This is a genomic window from Bradyrhizobium guangxiense, assembly GCF_004114915.1.
Classification (GTDB): Bacteria; Pseudomonadota; Alphaproteobacteria; order Rhizobiales; family Xanthobacteraceae; genus Bradyrhizobium; species Bradyrhizobium guangxiense.
Window position 1 is genome coordinate 1,809,207 of the sequence record NZ_CP022219.1, and the last position, 24,031, is coordinate 1,833,237.

The 24,031-nt window shown below is 64.6% G+C and carries 18 protein-coding genes; 10 read left to right on the forward strand and 8 right to left on the reverse strand.

The window, feature by feature from the left end; all coding sequences use genetic code 11:
* Positions 1-19 precede the first annotated feature (19 nt).
* The 3 genes from X268_RS08555 to X268_RS08565 all read left to right on the forward strand — a co-directional run bounded on the left by X268_RS08555 (position 20) and on the right by X268_RS08565 (position 6,249).
* Entirely contained in the window at positions 20-1,714 is a 1,695-nt protein-coding gene (locus tag X268_RS08555; protein WP_128924525.1) for a methyl-accepting chemotaxis protein, read from the forward strand.
* Between the two features lie 166 nt (positions 1,715-1,880).
* On the forward strand, positions 1,881-5,060 hold the full coding sequence (locus X268_RS08560) for an efflux RND transporter permease subunit (protein ID WP_128924526.1): 3,180 nt from the start codon (positions 1,881-1,883) through the stop codon (positions 5,058-5,060).
* Positions 5,047-6,249, forward strand: coding sequence for an efflux RND transporter periplasmic adaptor subunit (locus X268_RS08565; protein WP_128924527.1), 1,203 nt, complete (start codon positions 5,047-5,049; stop codon positions 6,247-6,249). The genes X268_RS08560 and X268_RS08565 overlap by 14 nt, the downstream gene beginning before the upstream one ends.
* Positions 6,250-6,363: 114 nt before the next feature.
* Here the strand turns inward: X268_RS08565 and X268_RS08570 are convergent, their stop codons facing one another.
* Entirely contained in the window at positions 6,364-7,869 is a 1,506-nt protein-coding gene (locus X268_RS08570; RefSeq protein ID WP_128924528.1) for an acetyl-CoA acetyltransferase, read from the reverse strand.
* Positions 7,870-8,035: 166 nt separating this feature from the next.
* Positions 8,036-9,169, reverse strand: coding sequence for a nitronate monooxygenase (locus X268_RS08575; protein WP_128924529.1), 1,134 nt, complete (start codon positions 9,167-9,169; stop codon positions 8,036-8,038).
* A gap of 256 nt (positions 9,170-9,425) precedes the next feature.
* On the opposite strand from X268_RS08575, the gene X268_RS08580 reads away from it, so the two are divergent.
* The 3 genes from X268_RS08580 to X268_RS08590 all read left to right on the forward strand — a co-directional run bounded on the left by X268_RS08580 (position 9,426) and on the right by X268_RS08590 (position 13,771).
* Positions 9,426-11,081: a flavin-containing monooxygenase gene (locus X268_RS08580; RefSeq protein ID WP_128924530.1), complete on the forward strand. Its 1,656-nt coding sequence runs from the start codon at positions 9,426-9,428 to the stop codon at positions 11,079-11,081.
* Between the two features lie 223 nt (positions 11,082-11,304).
* On the forward strand, positions 11,305-12,180 hold the full coding sequence (gene yghU / locus X268_RS08585; RefSeq protein WP_128924531.1) for a glutathione-dependent disulfide-bond oxidoreductase: 876 nt from the start codon (positions 11,305-11,307) through the stop codon (positions 12,178-12,180).
* A 619-nt stretch (positions 12,181-12,799) separates the two neighbouring features.
* Positions 12,800-13,771 carry an IS110 family RNA-guided transposase gene (locus X268_RS08590; protein WP_128923258.1) on the forward strand — a complete coding sequence of 324 codons (972 nt, stop codon included), beginning with the start codon at positions 12,800-12,802 and terminating at the stop codon, positions 13,769-13,771.
* Between the two features lie 188 nt (positions 13,772-13,959).
* Here the strand turns inward: X268_RS08590 and X268_RS08595 are convergent, their stop codons facing one another.
* The 4 genes from X268_RS08595 to X268_RS08610 all read right to left on the reverse strand — a co-directional run bounded on the left by X268_RS08595 (position 13,960) and on the right by X268_RS08610 (position 17,578).
* Positions 13,960-14,577, reverse strand: coding sequence for a flavin reductase family protein (locus X268_RS08595; RefSeq protein ID WP_128924532.1), 618 nt, complete (start codon positions 14,575-14,577; stop codon positions 13,960-13,962).
* A 113-nt stretch (positions 14,578-14,690) separates the two neighbouring features.
* Positions 14,691-15,968, reverse strand: coding sequence for an acyl-CoA dehydrogenase family protein (locus X268_RS08600; RefSeq protein ID WP_128924533.1), 1,278 nt, complete (start codon positions 15,966-15,968; stop codon positions 14,691-14,693).
* Positions 15,969-16,285: 317 nt separating this feature from the next.
* On the reverse strand, positions 16,286-16,666 hold the full coding sequence (locus X268_RS08605; protein ID WP_128929193.1) for a VOC family protein: 381 nt from the start codon (positions 16,664-16,666) through the stop codon (positions 16,286-16,288).
* A gap of 132 nt (positions 16,667-16,798) precedes the next feature.
* Positions 16,799-17,578 carry an SDR family NAD(P)-dependent oxidoreductase gene (locus X268_RS08610; protein WP_128924534.1) on the reverse strand — a complete coding sequence of 260 codons (780 nt, stop codon included), beginning with the start codon at positions 17,576-17,578 and terminating at the stop codon, positions 16,799-16,801.
* 177 nt (positions 17,579-17,755) lie between these two features.
* Here X268_RS08610 and X268_RS08615 point away from each other — a divergent pair, with 177 nt between their 5' ends.
* Genes X268_RS08615 through X268_RS08625 form a run of 3 tightly spaced genes read left to right on the forward strand, consistent with a single transcriptional unit; the run spans position 17,756 to position 19,908 of the window.
* Complete coding sequence (locus X268_RS08615) at positions 17,756-18,544, forward strand: enoyl-CoA hydratase/isomerase (protein WP_128924535.1); 789 nt, start codon at positions 17,756-17,758, stop codon at positions 18,542-18,544.
* Positions 18,541-19,527, forward strand: coding sequence for a phosphotransferase family protein (locus tag X268_RS08620; protein WP_128924536.1), 987 nt, complete (start codon positions 18,541-18,543; stop codon positions 19,525-19,527). The genes X268_RS08615 and X268_RS08620 overlap by 4 nt, the downstream gene beginning before the upstream one ends.
* A 3-nt stretch (positions 19,528-19,530) precedes the next feature.
* Positions 19,531-19,908: a DUF6285 domain-containing protein gene (locus X268_RS08625; protein WP_128924537.1), complete on the forward strand. Its 378-nt coding sequence runs from the start codon at positions 19,531-19,533 to the stop codon at positions 19,906-19,908.
* Between the two features lie 62 nt (positions 19,909-19,970).
* Here the strand turns inward: X268_RS08625 and X268_RS08630 are convergent, their stop codons facing one another.
* Positions 19,971-20,750, reverse strand: a complete 780-nt coding sequence (locus tag X268_RS08630; RefSeq protein ID WP_128924538.1) for an enoyl-CoA hydratase-related protein — start codon at positions 20,748-20,750, stop codon at positions 19,971-19,973.
* 212 nt (positions 20,751-20,962) lie between these two features.
* Here X268_RS08630 and X268_RS08635 point away from each other — a divergent pair, with 212 nt between their 5' ends.
* Positions 20,963-22,237 carry an acyl-CoA dehydrogenase family protein gene (locus X268_RS08635; protein WP_128924539.1) on the forward strand — a complete coding sequence of 425 codons (1,275 nt, stop codon included), beginning with the start codon at positions 20,963-20,965 and terminating at the stop codon, positions 22,235-22,237.
* 116 nt (positions 22,238-22,353) lie between these two features.
* Here X268_RS08635 and X268_RS08640 read toward each other — a convergent pair whose 3' ends face one another.
* Complete coding sequence (locus X268_RS08640) at positions 22,354-23,931, reverse strand: fatty acid--CoA ligase (RefSeq protein ID WP_128924540.1); 1,578 nt, start codon at positions 23,929-23,931, stop codon at positions 22,354-22,356.
* Between the last annotated feature and the right edge of the window lie 100 nt (positions 23,932-24,031).

Consider the following 24,031-nt stretch of genomic DNA (forward strand, 5'->3'; position numbering starts at 1 on the left):
TCCTTCGTTGGAGGCTCCAATGCGCAAGAATTTTCCGGTCACCGATGTCGAATATCCGGTCAGCGACGAGACGCTGATCGTTTCTCGGACCGACCTCAAGGGCAAGCTCAGCTACTTCAACGAGGACTTCATTGCTGCCGCCGGCTTCACCTCGGCGGAACTGATGGGCCAGCCGCACAACATCGTTCGTCACCCCGACATGCCGCCGGAGGCGTTCGACAACCTCTGGGACACGCTGAAGGCCGGCAAGCCGTGGCTTGGCGCAGTGAAGAACCGCCGCAAGAACGGCGACTTCTATTGGGTGCTGGCGACGGCCTCTCCGATCCGCGAGAATGGCCAGGTCAAGGGCTATACCTCGATCCGCACCAAATTGCCGTCCGACCAGCGCAAGCTCGCCGAAGAGGTTTACGCGGCAATCCGCGAGAAGAAGCCGCATAGCTATCGCATCGACGCCGGCATCATCCGCCGCCGCTCGTGGCGCGACCGCTTCAGCATCTTCACCGGCACGCTGAAGGCACGCCTCGTCACGACGATGGCACTCCAGGTGCTGTTCATGCTCGTACTCGGCATCGGCGGCGCGTTCGCCTCCGGCGGTTCGGCCAGCCTGATCCTGTCGGCGCTGGCCGTTGTCGGCGCAGCCGTCGTCGGTTTCGCCGGCCTTGCCACCTTGCGTGCGATCCAGGGGCCGATGCAGCAGCTCAACGACACTTTGCTCAACCTCGTGCAGGACAAGCTCGACAACCGCATCGTGATCGAGCGCGACGACGAGATCGGCGAGGCGCTGCGCAACCTGCAGACCGTGCAGACCATCGTTCGTTTCAGCCGCGACGAGGTGCAGGCGGTGCAGCGCCGCGCCGAGGCTCAGCGCAAAGCCGACATGACGAAGCTTGCGGACGGCTTCGAGGCCGCGATCGGTGAGATCGTCGAGACCGTGTCGTCGGCTGCAACCGAGCTCGAGGCGTCGGCCTCGACGCTGTCCTCGACCGCGGGTCGGGCGCAGGAATTGGCGACGGCGGTCGCAAGCGGCTCGGAAGCGGCGTCCAGCAACGTCCACTCGGTGGCGTCTGCCGCCGAGGAGATGTCGTCCTCGGTGCGCGAGATCGGCCGGCAGGTGCAGGACTCCACCCGGATCGCGAGCGAAGCGGTCAGCCAGGCGCACGCCACCACTGAACGCGTCAGCGAATTGTCGCGGGCGGCATCGCGGATTGGCGACGTCGTCGAACTCATCAACGCAATCGCCGGCCAGACCAATCTGCTGGCGCTCAATGCCACGATCGAGGCGGCACGTGCGGGCGAGGCCGGACGGGGCTTCGCCGTCGTGGCCTCCGAGGTCAAGGCCCTCGCCGAGCAGACGGCCAAGGCCACCGGCGAGATCGGCCAGCAGGTCGGCGGCATTCAGGCGGCGACGCAGGATTCGGTCAGCGCCATCGGCGAGATCAGCGGCACCATCGCGCGCTTGTCGGAGATCGCTTCGGCGATTGCGGCGGCCGTGGAGCAGCAGGGCGCTGCAACCCAGGAGATTGCCCGCAACGTTCAGCAGGCCGCTCAGGGCACCCAGCAGGTCTCGTCCAATGTCGGCGACGTCCAGCGTGGCGCCTCCGAAACCGGCTCGGCGTCTTCGCAGGTGCTGTCGGCGGCGCAGATGCTGTCCCGCGATTCCAACCGTCTCAAGCTCGAGGTCGGCAAGTTCCTGAATTCAGTCCGAGCGGCGTAGCGGTCATGCGCATAGCTGCGATGTCGATTCCGCAGTGCGGTAGCAGGGAAGTGAATGCAGGATAGTTCTGGTTATTAGCCTTTCAGGCGGTGCTCGGGTAAAGGAGGGAAGAGGATCCCCGTGGGGGCGGATCCCCTTCCTTACGAGACACGGATTTGCCTGGCGCATGATTGCACTGGTCCGTATTGCCCTGAGCCGGCCCTATACGTTCGTCGTGCTCGCGCTTCTGCTGCTGATCATCGGACCGCTCGCGGCGCTGCGGACCCCGACCGACATCTTCCCGGACATCCGCATTCCCGTCATCGGCGTGGTCTGGCAGTACACCGGCCTGCCACCGGACCAGATGTCGGGCCGCATCACCACGCCGTTCCAGCGTGCGCTGACGACGACGGTCAACGACATCGAGCACATCACCGCCAATTCCTACAATGGCTTTGGCATCATCAAGATCTTCTTCCAGCCCAACGTCGACATCCGCACCGCCAACGCGCAGGTCACCGCGATCTCGCAGACGCTGCTCAAGCAGATGCCGCCGGGCGCAACGCCGCCCTTGATCCTGAACTACTCCGCCTCCACCGTGCCGATCATCCAGGTGGCGCTGTCGGGAGACGGCCTGACCGAGCAGAACCTCGCCGATATCGGCATCAACCAGCTCCGCACGCCGCTGGTCACCGTGCCGGGCGCGGCGATCCCCTATCCGTTTGGCGGCAAGCAGCGCCAGGTCCAGATCGACCTCGATCCCACCGCGCTGCAGGCCCGCGGCCTGTCCGGCCAGGACGTCGCCAATGCGCTCGCGGCCCAGAACCTGATCACGCCGGTCGGCACCCAGAAAATCGGCCAGTTCGAGTACAATATCCAGCTCAACAACTCGCCGCTCCGGATCGACGAGCTCGGCAATTTGCCGATCAGGACCGTCAACGGTGCCATGGTCTATGTGCGCGACGTCGCCACCGTGCGCGACGGCAATCCGCCGCAGACCAACATCGTCCACGTCGACGGCAACCGTTCCGTGCTGATGATGGTGCTGAAGGCGGGCGCGACCTCGACGCTCGACATCATCGCCGGCATCAAGCAGAAGGTCATCGAGGTCAAGGACCAGCTGCCTGACGCGCTCAAGATCGGCTTCATCGGCGACCAGTCGGTGTTCGTCCGCGGTGCGATTCAAGGCGTCGCCTTCGAAGGCGTGATCGCGGCGCTGCTGACCAGCGTCATGATCCTCTTATTCCTCGGCAGCTGGCGCTCGACCATCATCATTGCGGTCTCGATCCCGCTCTCGGTGCTGGGCGCCATCATCATGCTGTCGGCGATCGGCGAGACGCTCAACATCATGACGCTCGGCGGTCTTGCACTGGCGGTCGGCATCCTCGTCGACGATGCCACGGTGACGATCGAGAACATCAACTATCATCTGGAGCAGGGCAAGCCGGTCGAGCAGTCGATTCTCGACGGCGCCAACCAGATCGTCACGCCGGCCTTCGTGTCGCTGCTCTGCATCTGCATCGTGTTCGTGCCGATGTTCTTCCTCTCCGGGGTGGCGCGCTTCCTGTTCGTGCCGATGGCGGAAGCCGTGATGTTTGCGATGATCTGGTCGTTCATCCTGTCGCGCACGCTGGTGCCGACTATGGCGAACTATCTGCTCAAGGCGCATGTCCACCATGACGGCGCGCCGCCGAAGTCGCGCAATCCGCTCGTCTGGTTCCAGCGCGGCTTCGAGGCGCGGTTCGAGCGCGTCCGCGGCTTCTATCACGGCTTTCTCGGCCTGGCGCTCGCCCACCGTGCGGTGTTCGTGATCGGCTTTCTCTGTATCGTGGGCGCGTCATTTGCACTGGTGCCGTTCCTGGGGCGCAATTTCTTTCCCGCGGTCGATGCCGGCAATATCCTGATGCATGTCCGCACCCAGGTCGGCACCCGCGTCGAGGAGGCCGCCAACCAGCTCGCCGACGTGCAGAAGGCCGTCCGCAAGCTGATCCCCGGCGAGATCGAGACCATGACCGACAACATCGGCATGCCGATCTCCGGCATCAACATGACCTACAACAACACCGGCGTGATCGGGCCGCAGGACGGCGACATCCAGATCAAGCTGAAGGAGGGCCACAAGCCGACGGAGGAGCATGTGCGCGTGCTGCGCGAGCAGTTGCCGCGGTTGTTCCCCGGCGTCAGCTTCGCGTTCCTCCCCGCGGACATCGTCAGCCAGATCCTGAATTTCGGCGCGCCGGCGCCGATCGACCTGCAGATCCGGGGTGCTAATCTCGCCGCCAACTTTGCTTATGCCAACAGCCTGCTCGCCAAGGTGCGCAAGATCCCCGGCGTCGCCGACGCGCGCATCCAGCAATCGCCGAACAACCCGACCTTCAACATCGATGTCGACCGCACCCGCGCGCAATATGTCGGCCTGACCGAGCGCGACGTCACCAACAGCCTCGTGGTCAATCTCGCTGGCTCCTCGCAGGTGGCGCCGACCTACTACCTCAACCCCGACAACGGCGTGTCCTATTCGATCGTGATGCAGACGCCGCAATACCAGATCGACTCGCTCAGCGCGTTGCAGACGCTGCCGATCACCGCGGCCGGCAACGCGCAGTCACCGATCCTCGGCGGCATCGCCGACATCAAGCGCTCGACCTCGAGTGCCGTGGTGTCACAATATGACATCCAGTCGATGGTGCAGATCTTTGCCACGACCTCGGGCCGCGATCTCGGCGCGGTGTCCAACGACATCCGCAAGGTGATCGCCGACACCGCCAAGGACGTGCCGAAGGGCTCCTCCGTGGTGCTGCTCGGCCAGGTGCAGACCATGAACAGCGCCTTCACCGGCCTCTTGTTCGGCCTGCTCGGTGCGGTCGTGCTGATCTACTTCCTGATCGTCGTGAACTTCCAGTCCTGGTCCGATCCGTTCGTGATCATCACGGCCTTGCCGGCCGCGCTCGCCGGCATCGTCTGGATGCTGTTCGCGACCGGGACCACGCTGTCGGTCCCCGCGCTCACCGGCGCCATCATGTGCATGGGCGTTGCCACCGCCAACAGCGTGCTCGTGATCTCCTTCGCCCGCGAGCGTTACGCCGAGCTCGGCGATCCCATCGCGGCTGCGCTCGAAGCCGGCTTCGTCCGGTTCCGCCCGGTCCTGATGACCGCGCTCGCCATGATCATCGGCATGACGCCGATGGCGCTGGGGCTGGGCGAGGGCGGCGAGCAGAACGCCCCGCTCGGTCGCGCCGTGATCGGCGGCCTGATCTTTGCAACGTTCGCCACGCTGGTATTCGTTCCCGTGGTGTTCAGCATGGTACACAAGAAACAAGGCGCCAAAGTCGCCGCCCTATTGGAGACCTCGCATGTCGCCCACTGACTCCGGCTCCCCGGTCTCGCACCGGAAACTGGGCATCTTCGGCGTGGTGGCGCTGATTGCGGCTGGCCTTGTCGTCGGCACCGGCATCCGCGCCCGCGAGGAGCAGGGCTCCAAGCTGAGGGAATGGACCGACGACCAGGCCATTCCGAGCGTTGCGGTGACGCAGCCGAGCGCCAAGGCGCTGAGCGCCACCATCGACCTGCCGGGCCGGCTGGAAGCCTATTACCGCGCGCCGATCTTCGCGCGCGTGTCCGGGTATCTGAAGAGCTGGAACGCTGACATCGGTGCTCGCGTCAAGGCCGGGCAGGTGATCGCCGAGATCGAGGCGCCCGATCTCGATCAGCAGCTGCTGCAGGCTAGAGCCGACCTCGCCAGCCAGCAGGCGAGCGCCAGGCTGTCGGAAGCGACGCTGAACCGGCGCAAGACGCTGGTCGCCTCCAACTTCGTCTCCGCGCAGGAGATCGACGAGCGCACCGCCGACCTCTCCAACAAGAACGCCGCCGTCAATTCGGGCAAGGCCAATGTCGAGCGGCTGGAAGCGCTGGCCGGCTACAAGAAGATCACCGCTCCGTTCGACGGCGTGGTGACGGCACGCGATACCGACGTCGGCGCGCTGATCAATGCCGGCGGCGGCTCGGGCCCGGCGATGTTCGTGATATCGGACATCACCAAGCTGCGCGTCTACGTCAACGTGCCCCAGAACTACGTGCCGGCGATCAAGATCGGCGCCAAGGCCACGATCACGCTGCCGGAATATCCCAACCGGAATTTCCAGGCGACGGTGGAGGCCTCCTCGCAGGCCGTCGACGTCGCCTCGGGCACCACGCGCATGCAGCTAGGGCTGGACAATTCGAATGGCGAGCTGATGCCCGGCGGCTACGCTAGCGTGAAGCTGAACCTGCAGCGCGACTCCGCGCCGCTCAGCATTCCCGCCAGCGCGCTGATCTTCAACGGCAACGGCCTGCGTGTCGCCACCGTCGGTGCCGATGACAAGGTGCTGTTCAAGCCGGTCACCATCGCGCGTGATCTCGGCCGTGAGATCGAGCTCGCTTCGGGCATCGCGCCCGACGATCGCGTCATCACCGCTCCACCGGACGGGCTGTCGGACGGCGATCAGGTCCGCGTCGTCGGTGCCGGCGCCAAGGGCAAGCCGACAACCGCGTCGGAGAAGCAGCCGCCGAAGAGCTAGGGCAGTGTCGTGCCTCGGACGCAGGTCTCCTAGGGTGGGCAAAGGCGCTTTTGCGCCGTGCCCACCAATCTATCCGGATCGCATGCTGATCGTGGGACGCTTCGCTTTGCCCACCTATGAAACCTTCCACTCCGGCACGCTATCCGTCGCCATCTTGATCTCGCCGAGCGAGCCCACCGGCGTGTGATCCATGTTCAGCAGATGTGCCAGCGTCGCGCTGTCGCTCGCCGGGATGCGCGCCAGCGTGCGCCGGTCATCCGCTGTCCGCAGCATCACCACGCCATGCTCGACATCGCCGCCGCGGCCGTAGAGCACCGTAAAGCTCTCGACCTTGCCCTTGCCTGAGGCCTCGTTAACGAACTCCGGCACGGCGCGCTTGTTGCGGTCGGCCTCGCCTTGCACGCTCGTCTCCTGCGCCAGCGCCGCGCGCAGCTGCGCCTTCGCCACCACCAGCGCGTGATGCTTGGTGACGAAGCCGCCCTGGCCGTAAAGCAGGCCGAGCCTGGCGCCGCGGCGCACACGCCGCACCATCGCACAGGCCGCATGCGTCATGTAGGTATTGAGCGGCGCGCCGAAGAAGGTGAGGCCGCCGGTCACGGTCGGCTGCACGTCGGCGCCGAGACCGAGTGTCCGTCGCGCCATCTTGGGCACGCAGGGGAAGCAGCTGTAGAGCTCGATCGCATCGAACTTCTGGCCGCCACCGGCAAGATCCATCACCGCTTTCAGCACCGCGTTCTGCGGATGGCTCTCATAGAACTGATCGCGCAACAGATAGTCGCGCGGCTCCTCGGCCGAGGCGCCGCCGAGCGGATAGACCAGTCTGTCCTCGGCGATGCCGAGCGCGCGCGCCTTGGCAAGGCTGGTCAGCAGCAGGGCGCCGCCCATGTTGACGCTGGGATTGGCGACCATGAGCTTGTTGTAGGGCCAGGCGATCAGGCGATTGTCTGCGGTCGGAGTCGTGATCTCCTCCGGCGGATAGCGCCGCTTCAGCCAGGCATTGGGATTCTGAGCGGCAGCCTCCGAATAGCGCGACCACAGCGTGCCTGACTCCGCCATGGCCTCGCGCGGCGTCTGGCCCCAATGCGCGGAGGAGGCGGCCTCGTAGAACGGATAGACCGTGACGGGCCGGAACACGCCGAGCGTCACCGCCAAGGACTTTTGGAACGCCGCGCCGCGCTTGGGCTCCTCGACGTCATGCGCGAACGGTGTCCATGGCAGCTTGACGCCGGCACGCTCGGCCTTGGTCGCGGTCGACTGCGCTTCCGCGCCGCAGACGGCCGCGACCGTGCATTCGCCGCGCGCGATGCGCTTGGCCGCCTCGTGGATGTAACGGATCGGGCTTTCGCCGCCGACCGGGCCGTAATAGCAATGCGCCGGCGTAACCCCGAGCCGCCGCGCCAGCAGCTGCTCCGGATCGCGATAGCGCCAGCTTAGGAAGTTGACGACGTCGAGCGACTGCACCTCACCAAGGAGTTTCGCACCGGCGTCCGCCTCGGCGCGTTGCAGTGCTTGCTCCAGGAGATCGAGCGGCTCGAGGCCTGCGGTGATCTCCTTGGGACGGTCAACGATCTCGCCGACGCCGACGATGACGGGGATGCGGTCTTCGGGGGTATAGCTCATTTCTTCTTGCTTCACGTTTCAGATTTCGGGCACGCCGTCGTCCTTCGAAGGCCGCTGAAGAGGCGGCCACCTCAGGATGACGGCTACGGTTACGGCGTCATCCTGAGGTGCTCTTCAAGCGGCGATCGCGCCGCTTGAAGAGCCTCGAAGGATGGGCCACGAGCAATTATTCCGCCACCAGCGCATTCATGTGCTCGACGGCTTCGGCAAAATCTTCCTTGAATTCCTGCACCACCGCGCCCGCCGACTTCACGCTGTCGATCAGGCCGACGCCCTGGCCGACGAAATAGCTGACGAGATCGCGCGCCTTGGCGTTGCCGCTCGCGGCGGCACGGTCGATCGCGTTGAAGGCGTCACGGCTGATGATGCTCTGCAGCGGCATCGGCAGTGCGCCGGGGCTTTCCGGCGCGCGGTCCCAGGCGTCGGTCCAGACCGAGCGGAGCTGCCGCGCCGGCTTGCCGGTGCGGCCCTTCGAGCGCACCGCGTCGCGCGAGGACGCCGCGATCATCTTCTCGCGAAAGATCTCCGTGGTCTCGGCTTCCACCGTCGCAAGCCACACCGAGCCGGTCCAGGCGCCGGCCGCGCCCATCGCCATGCAGGCCGCCATCTGCCGACCCGTCATGATGCCGCCGGCCGCCAGCACCGGCACGTCGCGGATCTTCTTGATCGCCTTGATCACCTCCGGCACCAGCACCATGGTCGAGACCTCGCCGCAATGGCCGCCGGCCTCGGTGCCCTGCACCACGAGGATGTCGACGCCGGCGGCGATCTGGCGCAGGGCGTGCTCCTTGGCGCCGACCAGGGCGGCGACCGGCACGCCGTGCTTCTTGCCCATCTCGATCATCGCCTTCGGCGGCACGCCCAGCGCATTGGCGATCAGCCGGATCGGATGATTGAACGAGACTTCAAGCAGCTCCAACGCTGTTTTTCCGTCGAACGGCTGGGGTTGATCAGCTGCGACCTCGGTGGTCTTCAGCTCGATGTCGTACTTCTTTAGAAGGTCACGCGTATAGGTGCGGTGCTCCCGCGGCACGCGCGCCTCTAAGCTCTTCCAGGTGACGTCTTTCTCGCCTGCCGTCGAGATGTTCTCGGGGATCAGCACGTCGATGCCGTAGGGTTTGCCGTCGACGTGATCGTCGATCCATTTCAGCTCGCGCTCGAGCGTGTCGGGCGTGTGCACGGTGGCACCCAGCACACCGAAGCCGCCGGCGCGGCTGACGGCAGCGACGACATCGCGGCAATGGCTGAAGGCTAGCAGCGGGAACTCGATTCCCAGCATGTCGCAGATCGGCGATTTCATGGCTCTCTCCCGGCGGCAACCTTCGCGTCGCTGTTGTTGTCTTGCCTGCGAAGGCGCCTCGACGCTAGCCCATCATTGCAGTCGATGCCACGCCGGATTCGGCGGTGCATCTTGCGTGCAGGCGCCGCGCGGCGCACGGGCCATTCCGCTTCACAAAATATGCAGATCAGAGCCCGCCGATTTACCTCTTGCGCTTTGGCAAGGTCGAGAGAATGCTGGCCGACAACAACAGAAAACAATCAGGGAGCGCCAACCAATGTCGCCAGTGCAGCCAAGTCCGGCTCAGGTCGAGGAAGCCTACGATGTGGTCGTCGTCGGCGCAGGCTTTGCCGGCATGTACATGCTGCATCGCCTGCGTGGGCTGGGCTTCTCGGCGCGCGTCTACGAGCAGGGCGGCGGTGTCGGCGGCACCTGGTACTGGAATCGCTATCCCGGTGCGCGCTGCGACGTCGAGAGCATGCAATATTCCTATTCGTTCTCGGAGGAGCTCCAGCAGGAATGGGACTGGAGCGAGCGCTACGCGCCGCAAGCAGAGATCTTGAAATACGCCAACCACGTCGCCGATCGCTTTGATCTGCGCCGCGACATCCAGTTCGACACCCGCGTGGAGCGCGCAATGTTCGACGAGCGTGCGAAGCGCTGGCGCGTGACGGTCTCCGGCGGCGACACCGTCCAAGCGCAGTTCGTCGTGCTCGCAACGGGATGTCTGTCGAATGCGCGCAAGCCCGGCATCAAGGGCCTCGAAAGCTTCGAGGGTCCTGTCTATCACACCGGCAGCTGGCCGCACGAAGAGGTCGACTTCACGGGCTTGCGCGTCGGCCTGATCGGTACGGGATCGTCAGGCATCCAGTCGGCACCGATCATCGCCGAGCAGGCGAAACATCTCACGGTGTTTCAGCGCACAGCAAACTTCTCGATTCCCGCGCGCAATGCCGCGTTGAGCGACGAGGAGCGCGATGCGTTCCGCAGGAAGTACCCGGAGATCCGCCGCTTCGCCCGCGAGGTCGCGCGCAACGGCATCTACGCCGAGCAGCCGGATCGTGGCGCGCTCGAGGACACAGACGATGTCAGGCGTGACAAATACGAGAAGCGCTGGGCGCGCGGCGGGCTCACCTTCATGTACGCCTACAACAACCTCGGCCTCGACCGCACGGCCAACGACACCGCTGCAGACTTCGTGCGCGGCAAGATCGCCGAGATCGTGAAGGACCCCGAGACCGCAAAGCTGCTCCAGCCGAGCAGCCATCCGATCGGCACCAAGCGCATCTGCATCGACACCGATTATTTCGCGACCTTCAACCGGCCGAATGTCTCGCTGGTCGACATCAAAGCCAATCCGATTCAAGAGATCACCGCGAACGCCGTGCGCGTTGCGGGGAAGGACCACGAGGTCGACGCGCTGGTGCTGGCGACCGGCTTCGACGCCATGACCGGATCGGTCGCGAAGATCGATATTGCCGGCCGCAATGGGCAGACGCTGAACCGGAAATGGGCGGAGGGGCCGAAGACCTATCTCGGCCTGATGAGCGCCGGCTTTCCGAACCTCTTCATCATCACTGGTCCGGGTAGCCCGTCGGTGCTGTCCAACATGATCGTGTCGATCGAGCAGCATGTGGACTGGATCGCCGATTGCCTCGTCCACATGCGCAAGCAGGGCCTTGCGACCATGGAAGCGGGCAGGGAGGCCGAGGACAAATGGGTCGCCCATGTCAACGAAGTCGCCCACGGCACGCTCTATCCGCAGGCCAATTCCTGGTACATGGGCGCCAACATCCCCGGCAAGCCGCGCATCTTCATGCCCTATATCGGCGGCGTCGGCGTCTACCGCCGGATCTGCGACGAGGTCGCGGCGAAGGGGTATGAGGGGTTTGCGATGGAGCCGGCGGAGCAGGGGATGGCGGCGGCGTCCTAGGGTGACGCCGTCATTCTGGGGCTCGCGTCAGCGAGAACCCGGATCCATTTTGCCGAGCATTGCTGCGGCCCGATCGATTCGGGGCTCGCCCTCCGGACGCCGGTCGAGGGGGCCGCCATGACGAAACGGCGAGCTGCCCCGCCCGGAAATGCATTCGCCGCCCTTGTCATCGGCCATCCCGGGTCTAATTAATGCAGGCGCATCTTTCTCCCGGAGCCCCCGCATGACCGACACCCCCGCCTACGTGCCGCCGAAAGTCTGGACCTGGAACAAGGAGAATGGCGGGCAGTTCGCCAGTATCAACCGGCCGATTGCCGGCCCCACCCACGACAAGGAGCTCCCGGTCGGCAAGCATCCGCTTCAGCTCTATTCGCTGGCGACGCCGAACGGGGTGAAGGTCACGGTGATGCTGGAGGAGCTTCTGGCGCTCGGTCACAAGGGGGCGGAATATGACGCTTGGCTGATCAAGATCGGTAACGGCGACCAGTTCGGCAGCGGCTTCGTCGACATCAACCCGAACTCGAAAATCCCGGCGCTGATGGACCGCTCCGGACCTGAGCCGATCCGGGTGTTCGAATCCGGCTCGATCCTGTTCTACCTCGCCGAGAAGTTCGGCGCCTTCCTACCGAAGGACATCAAGACCCGCACCGAGGCGATGTCCTGGCTGTTCTGGCAGATGGGCAGCGCCCCCTATCTTGGCGGCGGCTTCGGCCACTTCTACGCCTACGCGCCGTTCAAGATCGAATACGCCATCGACCGCTTCGCGATGGAGACCAAGCGCCAGCTCGATGTGCTCGACCGGCGCCTTGCCGACAACGAGTATCTTGCGGGCAAGGAATATACGATCGCCGACATGGCGGTGTGGCCCTGGTACGGCGCGCTCGCCAAGGGGCTGGTCTACGGCGCCGGCGAATTCCTCTCGGTGCAGGACTACAAGAACGTGCAGCGCTGGACCGACCAGATCGCGCAGCGCCCCGCCGTGAAGCGCGGCCGCATGGTCAACCGCATCTCCGGCGATCCCGCCAGCCAGCTCCACGAGCGTCACGACGCGAGTGATTTCGAAACGAAGACCCAGGACAAGGTCGCGCCTGCGGCGTAGGGCGCTTTCTTCACTTCTCCCCGCTTGCGGCAGGGCAATCGCATATGGGAGTGATATCGCCTGTGGCCATCCTTCGAGACGCCCGCCGTTGGCGGGCCCTCAGGATGAGGACCGAGTGCGTTTCGCTGGTTTCAACGGGGTCCGATGCCACTTAGCCTCATCCTGAGGAGACCGCGAAGCGGTCGTCTCGAAGGACGAGGCGCGCGCTCAGCTCGCGCAAAGAGTCATATGCGATTGTCCTACTGCTTGCGGGGAGAGGTCGAATGCGATCGCAGATCGAATTCGGATGAGCAGGTACAGGTCTCACTGCGATCTCAGTCTCGCAGGGTGGGCAAAGCGAAGCGCGCCCACCAATCGGCTTGATGCGCAAGAAAGACGTGGGCACGGCGCTGCGCGCCTTTGCCCACCCTTGTATTAGCGCGCCGGGTTAGGATGGTCATGTTCCGTGAGGAATGGCCCAGCCTGGGTGGCCGCCCAAGCTGGGCCGCCGATCGATCGGATCGATGCCCACCGAAGCCTTTAGGGCTGCGTTTCGTAGCAAGATCGCGGTCGGCACTTCATCGGGACCCGCATGGTTGAACGAACTTCAGGTTCGCATAACAAGGGAGGGTCGAGGAAGGTGGCCAAGCGTATCACGATCTGTGCCGGGATCGATACCGGCAAAGAGAAGCTCGACGTGGCAGTCGATGGCGCCACCGAGCAGTTGCGGGTCGATAACACGGCAAGAGGCCACCAGGCGCTGGTGGAGTGGTTGAAGTGCCGCAAGGTGAAGAGAGTCGGGATCGAGGCAAGTGGAGGCTACGAGCAGGCGGTCGTCGCCGAGCTGCGGCGCAAGCGGTTCGTCGTCATCTTGTTTCAGCCAAAGCAGGTCCGCGCCTATGGCACGTTTCATCTGCTGCTGGCCAAGAACGACAAGATCGACGCGGCGCTGATTGCGATGTGCACTGCCGCGGTCAAGACGATCCATCCTGCACCAGATCCGCGGCTGCAGCCCTTTGCCGAGCATCTGACCATGATCGACCAGATCACAGAAGACATCGCAAGACTGAAGAACCGGCTTGAGAGTTGCCGCGACAAGCGGATTCAAGGGGTTTGGAAGGTGCAGATCGCGCTCCTAGCCAAGTCCAAACGAGCCGAGTTCAAGGCGCTTCTGGCGGCGATCCGCACCCACTCCGATCTCGCCGCACGGCTCGATCTGATCTACAGCGTCGCCGGCTGCGGCCTGCCGACTGCGGCTGCCGTCCTGATCAGAATGCCCGAGATCGGCAACATCACGCGCGAACGAGCCTCAGCTCTCAGTGGACTGGCACCTTACGACGACGATAGTGGCAAACGCTCCGGTGCCCGTCACATCGAAGGTGGCCGTGAGCGCTTGCGTTGGGCGCTCTACAACGCGGCTCTTCCGGCATCATCCCGCTGGAACCCGCAGATCAAGGCTCTCTATGGTCGGCTGATCGCCGCCGGCAAACCTCATAAATGTGCGCTGGTCGCCTGCGCCAGAAAGCTGCTCGTCACGATCAACGCCGTCGTCGCCCGCGGAACTCCCTGGGTGGCCCAGGTGCCTCAACTCGCCAAGCTGCCCGCCGCCTGACCGCGTTTCTTTGTTCGATCAGGCGACCGTTTCTTCGTCCCGACCTGCCGCCACAACGACGCCGCGCGCGGCGGCCGTCAAGGCTGGCCGTCGCTCTGCTCTCGCCTAGCACCCGCTGCCGCTAGGCCACGCCTTGACGGTCGCAAGCGCGGCGTCATGCTCAAGGCAATCGGGCGCTTTAATGGTTGCTACGATTTCTTAACGCCTTCCGCCGCCGGAAACACCACGCGGTCACCGGTGCGGCAGTAGCGGTCGGCGAACATGCGGCCGATCGGGTGATAACGATCCATATGCACCCGCATCGCCGTGTCGTCCCACAGCTCGTCGCGGATGTGGAAGTGGAGGCCTTCGCCCATGATCAGCCGGCGATCGTCGTTGACGTCGATCAACTTCCAGAGCTTGCACTCCATCGCCCAAGGCGTGTCGGCGAGCCGCGGCACTGCGACCTTCGTCGAGGGCGCAAGCTTGAGGCCGAGATAGTCGGGCTCGCCGATGTCAGGCGGAAAATCGCCGCTGCTCTCGTGCATGGCCCGCGCCAGCGGTTCGTCGGCAAGGTTGACCACGAACTCACCGGTGCGCTGGATGTTGAGATAGGTGTCCTTGTCCTCGCCATTCGGTTTGCGGTTGGCCGCGAACATGCAGAGCGGCGGATCCTCGCAAAAGGCGTTGAAGAAGCTGAACGGGGCGGCGTTGACCACGCCGGTCGGTCCGACTGTCGTCACCCACGCGATCGGTCGCGGCAGGATGAAGGAGGTCAGCACCTTGTAGCGCTCGCGTGGCGTCAGCTCGCTGGCGGCATAGTCCATGGTGGCTCCTTGCCAAGTCGTCATTGCCGGGCTTGCCCCGGAAATCCATCAATCCCGAAGAAATGTTCCCTTCGATGGATGCGCGGGTCGAGCCCGCGCATGACGAGGAGAGGTCACGCCATGCTCAGCTCGTGCCGTCCCACCACCATCCAGTGCACCTCGTCCGGACCGTCGGCGAAGCGCAGGTGGCGGACGTCCTGATACATCTCGGCGAGCGGGGTCCAGTGCGAGATGCCGGTGGCGCCGTGCATCTGGATGGCCTGGTCGATGATCTTGCAGGCGCGTTCCGGCACCATGGCCTTGACCATGGAGACCCAGACACGGGCCTCCTTGTTGCCGAGCACGTCCATCGCCTTGGCCGCCTTCAGTACCATCAGCCGCATCGCCTCGATCTCGCAGCGGGCCTGCGCGATGATCTGCATGTTGCCGCCGAGATGGGCGATCTTCTTGCCAAAGGCTTCTCGGGTGAGGCCGCGCTGCACCATCAGGTCGAGCGCCTTCTCGGCCTTGCCGATGGTGCGCATGCAGTGATGGATGCGGCCGGGGCCGAGGCGGAGCTGCGAAATCTCGAAGCCGCGGCCTTCGCCGAGCAGCATGTTCTCCTTCGGCACGCGCACATTGTTGAAGCGCATGTGCATATGGCCGCGCGGGGCGTGGTCCTGGCCGAAGACGTACATGGGCCCCAGCACCTCGACGCCGGGCGTGTCGCGCGGCACCAGGATCTGCGACTGCTGCTTGCTCGGCGCCGCGTCCGGATTGGTCTTCACCATCACGATGAGGATTTTGCAGCGGGGATCGCCGAGACCGGAGATGTAGTACTTCTCGCCGTTGATGACCCATTCGTCGCCGACCAGCTTTGCGGTCGTCGATATATTCTTGGCGTCGGAGGAGGCGACGTTCGGCTCCGTCATGACGTAGGCCGAGCGGATCTCGCCGTTAAGCAGCGGCTTCAGCCACTTCTCTTTCTGCTCCTTGGTGCCGACGCGCTCCAGCACCTCCATGTTGCCGGTGTCCGGCGCCGAGCAGTTCATGGTTTCCGACGCCAGCGGGCTCTTGCCGAGTTCGGCCGCGATATAGGCGTAGTCGAGGTTCTTCAGGCCCTGGCCGGTCTCGTCATCGGGCAGGAAGAAGTTCCAGAGGCCTTCCTGCTTGGCCTTGTTCTTGGCCTTCTCCAGCACCTCGAGCTGCTTCGGCGTGAAGCTCCAGCGATCTTCCTTGCCTTCGCCGGCCTTGGCGAACTCGATCGACATCGGCTCGACGGGGTCGCGGATGAACTTCTTGACGTGATCGTAGAGCGGCCGGACCTGGTCCGACATCCGCAAGTCGTTGAGCTCGTCGCCGGGATTGAGGGTGTAGTTGGTGGTGCGGGGAATGTAGGTGTGTTTTGTCATTGTTCCTCCCGGAGACGCTGAGATTGTTCTGGGGATGAGAATAGTCGCAGCGCGGCCAAAGTGCGAGCGCGCATTTTCTCGCGTGGGCCATGCCACGCGATGGAATATCGCGAGAGCGTTTGAAATGTTGTTTGAATGGAGGGAGAGGAAAACTCCGTCCAGCTGTCGTTCTCAGCTTGCGCCTCACTCTCCGCTGTCATCGCCCGACTTGATCGGGCGATCCAGTATTCCAGAGACCGGAGTGATTGGGCCGAGAAGTCGCGGCGTACTGGATGGCCCGGTCAAGCCGGGGCATGACGGTTGTGGTTGCGGCTAAATCAGCTCGCCATCCGATGCATCGCGCAGATCTTGTTGCCGTCGAGGTCGCGCAGATAGGCCAGATACAGCTTGCCGCCCGGGCCCTGACGCACGCCGGGTGGATCCTCGATCGACTTCCCGCCAGCCGCGATGCCCGCCGCGTGCCATGCATCAACCTGCTCCGGAGAATTGGCTGCAAAGCCGATCGTGCCGCCATTCGCGCAGGTCGCCGGCTCGCCGTTGATCGGCTTCGACACCGAGAACACACCGGTCTTGGTGATGTAAAAGATGCGATGACCGTCGACCCTGGCCGGCCGAACCTCGAGCGTGCTCAGCAGATTGTCGTAGAACGTCTTGGCCTTGTCGAGATCGTTGGTGCCGATCATGATGTGCGAGAACATTTGCCCATTCCCTTCTGCGCTGACAAAACGAGAAGCCGTAGGGTAGGCAAAGCGCAGCGTGCCCACCACGACATTCGAAAAAAGCTCATGGTGGGCACGGCGCAAAGGCGCCTTTGCCCATCCTACGAAGTCTCAGAACGCCGTATAGCCGCCGTCGATCACGAAGGTATCCGCGGTGTGATACGACGACGCTTTGCTCATCAGATACACCGCGATGCCGCCGAAATCGCTCGCTTCGCCGAAGCGGCGCTGCGGAATGCGCGGCATCACGTTGGCGACGAACTTCTCGTTGCCCATCAGGCCCGCGGTCATGTCGCTCTTGATCCAGCCGGGCAGGATCGCATTCGCGGTGACGCCGTGCCGGGCAAGCTCGACACCGAGCGCACGCACCAGCGCGTTGATCGCAGCCTTGGTCGCCGCATAATGCTCGTTGCGCGCGGTGCCGAAGATCGAGGCGAGGCTCGAGGTCGCGACCAGCCGGCCGAAGGGATCGCCGGCATTGGCGCGCTCGGTCATGTGCTTGGCCGCAGCCTGGAAGGCGTGGAACACGCCGTCCAGATTGGTCGCGAACATCGTGCGCCATTCCTCTTCGGTGCGCTCGATGAAGGAGCGCCGGCCGCCGCCGCCGATGCCGGCATTGGCGAAGCAGCCGTCGACCCGGCCAAAAGTATCGAGCGTCGCCTTCATCGCGGCATTGACCGAGGCCGCATCGGTGACGTCGACGACGCGGGTGTCGACCTTGCCTGAGAGCCCCGCCATGCTCGCGGCCGCAGCCTTGTTCTTGTCGGGATTGCGGCCCCAGATCGAGACGTTGCAGCCCTGGCCGGCGAGCGCCTGCGCGATGCCGAGACCGATGCCGCCATTGCCACCGGTGATCACGGCGACGCGGCCGGAGAGGTCGAAAAGGTTCATGGCGCGTTTCCCTTTTTTGCGAGAAATCCTGGCATGCGGCGCATCAGCCGCTGCGCGCAAGATTGCTTGCTATGCTCTGATCACCATGGACAAGACCGCGCCAAAAATCAAATATGCGCCCCGGCAAAACGAATTCCGGTCTGCGAAACTGACGCAGGCGCAACTGACGAGGAAACCATGCAGTTCAAACACGTCACGCTCGACTTCGATGGCTCGGTCGCGATCCTCAGGCTCGACCATCAGGAGGTGATGAACGCGGTCTCCGTGGACATGCTGGGTGGCCTTGCCGAGGCGCTCGATACGATCGAGGAGAAAAAGGACGAGGTGCGCTGCGTGGTGCTGACCGGCGCGGGCCGCGCCTTCTGCACCGGCGCCAATCTGCAAGGGCGCAACAACCAGTCGAAGAAGACCAAGGCCGGCCTGACGCTGGAGACCGGTTTTCATCCCTTCCTGCGCCGCATCCGCAACCTGCATTGCCCCATCATCACCGCGGTCAACGGCCCCGCTGCCGGTGCCGGCATGAGCTTCGCGCTGCTCGGCGACATGATCTTGTGCGCGCGCTCGTCCTATTTCCTGCAGGCTTTCCGCCGCATCGGGCTCGTGCCGGATTGCGGCTCGACCTGGCTCTTGCCGCGCCTCGTCGGCCGGGCGCGCTCGATCGAATTGTCGCTGATGGGCGAGCGGCTGCCGGCCGAAAAGGCGTTGGAATGGGGCCTCGTCAACCGCGTCTATGACGACGGCGTGCTGATGGAGGAGGCGATGAAGCTCGCCCGCGATCTCGCCGGCGGGCCGACGGTGGCGCTGTCGCTGATCCGCAAGCTCTATTGGGACAGCCCCGAAAACTCCTTCGAGGATCAGCTCAATCTCGAATTCCAGTGCCAGCTCCGCGCCGGCGACACCCAGGATTTCCGCGAGGGCGTCGGTGCGTTCCTGGAGAAGCGGCCCGCGCAGTTCAAAGGCAAATGATTGAGGCCGAACTCTCCCGCAGCGCTCAGCGCTGGTGCAAGGGCGCGACCGGCGCGACCTCTGCGGCAAAGCTCTCCGGCGGGGCCAGCCAGGAAACCTGGCGCTTCGATATCGTGCATCCGGACGGAGTGATCGGCGCGATTCTGCGCCGCTCGCCGAAGGGCTATGGCGCGGCACCGACGCGCGCGGCGGGCCTCGCCGCTGAAGCGCAGCTGATGCAGCTCGCCTTCGAGGCCGGCGTGCCATCGCCACGCGTGATGCATGTGCTCGTCCCGGAGGACGACCTCGGCACCGGTTTCATCATGCAAAGGGTCGAGGGCGAGACCATCGCGCGCAAGATTCTTCGCGATGAGCAGTACGCGGCGGCGCGCCCCATTCTGGCGCGGCAGATCGGCGGCATTCTCGCCGGCCTGCATCGGCTGCCAAGGGACAAGCTGCCGGAGCTGCGCATCCGCGGCGCGACGCAAGAGATTTCCGAATTCGATCGCGACTATCGCAGCCTGAACTGGCCCAAGCCGGTGTTCGAGCTGGCGCTGCGCTGGCTGCGCGACCACGATCCGGGCCCGTCGGCCGAGACCACGCTGGTGCATGGCGATTTCCGCAACGGCAATCTCATCATCGGCGCCGACGGCGTGCGCGCGGTGCTGGACTGGGAGCTCGCCCATCTCGGCGACCCCATGGAGGATCTCGGCTGGGTCTGCGTCAACTCCTGGCGCTTCGGCGAGATCGACAAGCCCGTCGGCGGCTTCGGCTCGCGCGAGGAGCTGTTCGCAGGCTATGAGGCCGCCGGCCGCAAGGTCGACCCCGAACGCGTCAAATTCTGGGAAGTGATGGGCACCTTGCGCTGGGGCATCATGTGCGGCGGCATGATGCAGCGGTTCCGCGAAGGGCCGGATCATTCCATGGAGCGCGCCATGATCGGCCGCCGCGCCAGCGAGACCGAGATCGATCTGTTGCGGCTGCTGGCGCCGCGCGGGAGCTGACACATGCAGGACGAGCCGACCCCGATCGAGCTGACCAAGGCAGTCGCCGATTTCCTCCGCAACGACATCACGCCGCTGATCTCCGGCCACCAGGCCTTCAAGCTGCGCGTCGCCATCAACATCCTCGATCTCGTCACGCGGCAGCTGACGCAGGAGGAGGGGAGTAATGCGAGGGAGGTGGAGCGGTTGCGCGGGCTGCTCGGCATCGACGGCTCGGTGACGGAGCTTAACCGCGCGCTGGCGGAGCGCATCGCCAAGGGTGAGGCCGATCTAACAACGCCGGGCCTCGCCGAGCATCTATGGGCCACCACGATGGACAAGCTGGCGGTCGATCAACCGAACTACGCCTCGTACAAGCGCGAGCTTGGGCGAGGCGGGTAAGGCGCAATACTCTCTCTGCCGTCATTCCGGGACGTCGCGTAGCGACGAACCCGGAAGCGCGGTCACTTCCCCACCCATTGCGGCGGCCGCTTCTCCGAGAACGCTTTCGGGCCCTCGATATAGTCCTGCGAGGCCACCATCGCCTTCACCGCCGGATACTCCCGCTGCTCCGCGATCGCCTGCTCCAGCGAGACGCCGAGGCCCTTCTGGATCGCCTGTTTCGAGGCGCGGATCGACATCGGCGAGTTCTTGCTGATCATCTCCGCCCAGCGCAGCGCGGCTGCAAGCGCCTCGCCCTGTGGCACGACCTCGTTGACGAAGCCAAGCTCAAGACCTTCCTTGGCACTGACATGGCGCGCGGTGAGGATCATGCCCATGGCGCGCTTGAGCCCAATCTGACGCGGCAGCCTGTGCAGGCCGCCGGCCAGTGCGGCGAGGCCGACCCGCGGCTCGGGCAAGGCGAAGGTCGCGTTCTCCGAGGCGATGATGAGGTCGCAGGCCAGCGCGATCTCGAAGCCACCGCCCATGGCGACGCCGTTCACGGCGGCGATGATCGGCTTGTCGCAGTCGAAACGCGAGGTGAGGCCGGCGAAGCCGCCCTTGTCCCAGCCGCGCTTTCCCCCCGCAGCCTGCCATTTCAGATCATTGCCGGCGCAGAACGCCTTGTCGCCGGCGCCGGTGACGACCGCAATCCACTGCGCAGGGTCCGCGGAGAAATCGTCGAACACTTTCTGCAATTCGAAATGCGCATCGGTGTGCAGCGCGTTGTAGACCTCGGGTCGCGACAGCGTGACGATCGTGATCGGCCCCTTGCGTTCCACCTTTGAGAATTTCAGTTCCATCGCGCGCTCCCGGATTTTCCTTCGAAGGAATGTTGGCGCCATACTACCGTGCAGGTGCGCCTGAGCACCACCGAATTGCGCAAAGCGCCTTGCGCCTTCGGCACGTCTCGCATTGCTTGACTTGGATGCGCTCTTCTCACCTTAATCGTGCGAGGCAAGAACGCGCCTAGCGCCTTAACGCAAAACGACAAAATTATTCCGGGAGAGAACCCTTGGATTTCTCATTGCCTGCCGATCTCGTCGCCTATCTCGGAGAGCTCGACCGTTTCATCGAACGCGAGATCAAGCCGCTGGAAGAGGCCGATGACAACATCCGCTTTTTCGACCATCGCCGCGAATGGGCGCGCACCGATTTCGAGAATGGCGGCCTGCCGCGCCACGAATGGGAAGCGCTGCTGCGCAAAGCCAAGGATCTCGCCGATGCCGCCGGGCATCTGCGCTTCCCTGTGCCGAAGCGATATGGCGGCAAGGATGGCTCCAACCTCTGGATGGCCGTGATCCGCGAGCACTTCGCCGCAAAGGGCCTCGGCCTGCACAATGATCTCCAGAACGAGCATTCCATCGTCGGCAATTTTCCGGTCGTCACCATGCTCGACCGCTACGGCCGCGACGACCAGAAGGCGATGATCGACGGCTCGATCAAGGGCAAGTACCGCATCACCTTTGGATTGACGGAGCCGCATCACGGCTCGGACGCCACCCACATGGAGACGCGCGCGGTGCCCGCGACCCGCGACAACGTCAAGGGCTGGATCATCAATGGCGAGAAGATGTGGACGACAGGCATGCACGTCGCCACGCACTGCGCGCTGTTCGCGCGCACCAGCGGCAACGACGGCGATGCCCGCGGCATCACCTGCTTCCTGGTGCCGGCGAAGAGCCACGGCGTGAAGGTCGAGGAATATATGTGGACCTTCAACATGCCGACGGACCATCCCCGCGTCAGCTTCACCGACGTGTTCGTGCCGGAGGTTGCGCTGTTCGGCGAGGTCGGCCGCGGATTGTCTTTGGCACAGTGCTTCGTGCACCAGAACCGCATCCGCCAGGCCGCGAGCTCGCTCGGCGCCGCCGTCTACTGCATCAACGAGAGCGTGAAATACGCGCGCGAGCGCAAGCCGTTCGGCCGGGCGCTCGCGGAAAACCAGGCGATCCAGTTCCCGCTGGTCGAGCTTGCGACGCAAGCCGAGATGCTGCGCCTTCTGATCCGCAAGACCGCCTGGGAGATGGATCAGCTCACCGAGGAGCAGATCGAGCGCACGCTCTCCGACCGCGTCTCCATGTGCAACTACTGGGCAAACCGCCTCGCTTGCGAATCCGCCGACCGCGCCATGCAGGTCCATGGCGGCATGGGCTATTCACGCCACAAGCCGTTCGAGCACATCTACCGCCACCACCGCCGCTACCGCATCACCGAAGGCAGCGAGGAGATCCAGATGCGGAAGGTGGCAGGATTCTTGTTCGGCTATATGGGGCTGGGGAAGCATTGAGGCTTGCACCGCTCTCGTAGGGTGAGCAAAGCGCACGCGTGCCCACCGTCCTTTTTGCAAACGAAGAACGATGGGCACGGCGCTATGCGCCTTGGCCCACCCTACGAAACCGCGGATCAGTTCACCCGCCGATCCTTGCCCGCCCAATACGGCTCGCGCAGCTGCCGCCGCAGGATCTTGCCTGACGGATTGCGCGGCAGTGCCGGCAGGAATTCCACGCTCTTCGGCGTCTTGTAGCCGGCGATGCGCGTCCGAGTGAAGTTGATGATGTCGGTGGCGGTCGCCTCCTTGCCGGGCTTCATCACCACGACGGCTTTAACGGCCTCGCCCCATTTGTCGTCGGGTACGCCGATCACGGCGGCTTCGGCGACGTCAGGGTGATCGCACAGCGCGCTCTCGACCTCGGCGGGGGAGATGTTCTCGCCGCCGGAGATGATCATGTCCTTGATGCGGTCGTGGATGTAGAGGTAGCCGTCCTCGTCCATGTAGCCGGCATCGCCCGTGCGCAGCCAACCGTCGCTGCGCAGCGTCGCGGCCGTGGCCTCCGGCAGGTTCCAGTAGCCCGCCATGTTGGAGCCTGATCGCGTCGCGATCTCGCCGACCTGGCGCGGCGGCAGCGGCTTGCCGTCCACATCCAGGATCGCGATCTCGACGCCCGGCAGCGCCTTGCCGGCCGAGCGCATCCGCTCCAGTCCCTCGACGTGATCCTCGGGCGGCAGCGCGACGATCGTGCCGGTCGTTTCCGTCATCCCATACAGCTGCACGAAGCCGCATTTGAAGACCTCGATGCACTCCTTCAGCAGCGCCGCCGGAATCGGCGAAGCGCCGTACAGCATGTATTTCAGCCGCGAGAAGTCCACCGTCCTGGCGCGCGGTTGCCGCACCACGAACTGCATCGCGGCCGGCACCATGAACAGTTTCGTGATGCCCGACTGCTCGAAGAAATCCAGAACCTTGGTCGGATCGAACTCGCGCGCGATCACGCCGCGGGCGCCGTGATAGAGCCCCATCACGCCCCAGCCGGAGCCGCCGATGTGGAACACCGGCATCGCGACCAGCGACACGTCGTCGGTCGACCACCGGTTCCACTCCGGCTTGTCCTCGGCATTGCCGGACTGTACCAGATTGAGGAAGTTGGCGTGGCTCAGCATCGCGCCCTTCGGCTTGCCCGTGGTGCCGGATGTGTAGAGCTGGATCGCGACGTCTTTCGGGTCGATCGGCAGCTTGGAATCGTTGCCGCTCTGCGCATCGCGCCAGGCCGTGAAATCCGGCCATTCCGGCGCGCCGCCCTCGGTGGCGATGATGGTGCGCACGCCTGGTATCTGGTCCCTGATCTGGCGGACCTGTGTGATGAATTCCGGTCCGACGAACAGCACCGGCGCCTTGCAGTCCGAAACGATGAAGGCGACCTCCGGCCCGGCGAGCCGCCAGTTTACCGGCGCCATCACGACGCCGGCCTTCATCGCGCCCATCAGGAGCTCGAAATAGATGTCGCTGTTCTTGCCGAGATAGGCGATGCGGTCGCCGCGTCCGACGCCCATCGCAACAAGCGCGTTGGCGACCTTGTTGGTCCTCGTGTCGAACTCGGCAAAGCTGGTGGCGCGGCCCTCGAACTCGTAGGCGATGGCGTTGCCGCGGCTCTTGGCGCGCTCGCGCACCATGTCGGCGAGATTCGCCAGTTTCTGTGTGGACATGTTTCTCCCGTGGGCGCTTGTTCTTATGCCGGGGAGTGTGGCGACATCCGCGGGTGAAGACAAGATGGCCCCCCGTCGTCCCGGACAAGCGCGCCATAAG

Coding starts and splice junctions, on each gene's coding strand:
- X268_RS08555 (WP_128924525.1), top strand. CDS start 20: ATGCGCAAGAATTTTCCGGTCACCGATGTCGAATATCCGGTCAGCGAC.
- X268_RS08560 (WP_128924526.1), top strand. CDS start 1,881: ATGATTGCACTGGTCCGTATTGCCCTGAGCCGGCCCTATACGTTCGTC.
- X268_RS08565 (WP_128924527.1), top strand. CDS start 5,047: ATGTCGCCCACTGACTCCGGCTCCCCGGTCTCGCACCGGAAACTGGGC.
- X268_RS08570 (WP_128924528.1), bottom strand. CDS start 7,869: ATGAGCTATACCCCCGAAGACCGCATCCCCGTCATCGTCGGCGTCGGC.
- X268_RS08575 (WP_128924529.1), bottom strand. CDS start 9,169: ATGAAATCGCCGATCTGCGACATGCTGGGAATCGAGTTCCCGCTGCTA.
- X268_RS08580 (WP_128924530.1), top strand. CDS start 9,426: ATGTCGCCAGTGCAGCCAAGTCCGGCTCAGGTCGAGGAAGCCTACGAT.
- yghU (WP_128924531.1), top strand. CDS start 11,305: ATGACCGACACCCCCGCCTACGTGCCGCCGAAAGTCTGGACCTGGAAC.
- X268_RS08595 (WP_128924532.1), bottom strand. CDS start 14,577: ATGGACTATGCCGCCAGCGAGCTGACGCCACGCGAGCGCTACAAGGTG.
- X268_RS08600 (WP_128924533.1), bottom strand. CDS start 15,968: ATGACAAAACACACCTACATTCCCCGCACCACCAACTACACCCTCAAT.
- X268_RS08605 (WP_128929193.1), bottom strand. CDS start 16,666: ATGTTCTCGCACATCATGATCGGCACCAACGATCTCGACAAGGCCAAG.
- X268_RS08610 (WP_128924534.1), bottom strand. CDS start 17,578: ATGAACCTTTTCGACCTCTCCGGCCGCGTCGCCGTGATCACCGGTGGC.
- X268_RS08615 (WP_128924535.1), top strand. CDS start 17,756: ATGCAGTTCAAACACGTCACGCTCGACTTCGATGGCTCGGTCGCGATC.
- X268_RS08620 (WP_128924536.1), top strand. CDS start 18,541: ATGATTGAGGCCGAACTCTCCCGCAGCGCTCAGCGCTGGTGCAAGGGC.
- X268_RS08625 (WP_128924537.1), top strand. CDS start 19,531: ATGCAGGACGAGCCGACCCCGATCGAGCTGACCAAGGCAGTCGCCGAT.
- X268_RS08630 (WP_128924538.1), bottom strand. CDS start 20,750: ATGGAACTGAAATTCTCAAAGGTGGAACGCAAGGGGCCGATCACGATC.
- X268_RS08640 (WP_128924540.1), bottom strand. CDS start 23,931: ATGTCCACACAGAAACTGGCGAATCTCGCCGACATGGTGCGCGAGCGC.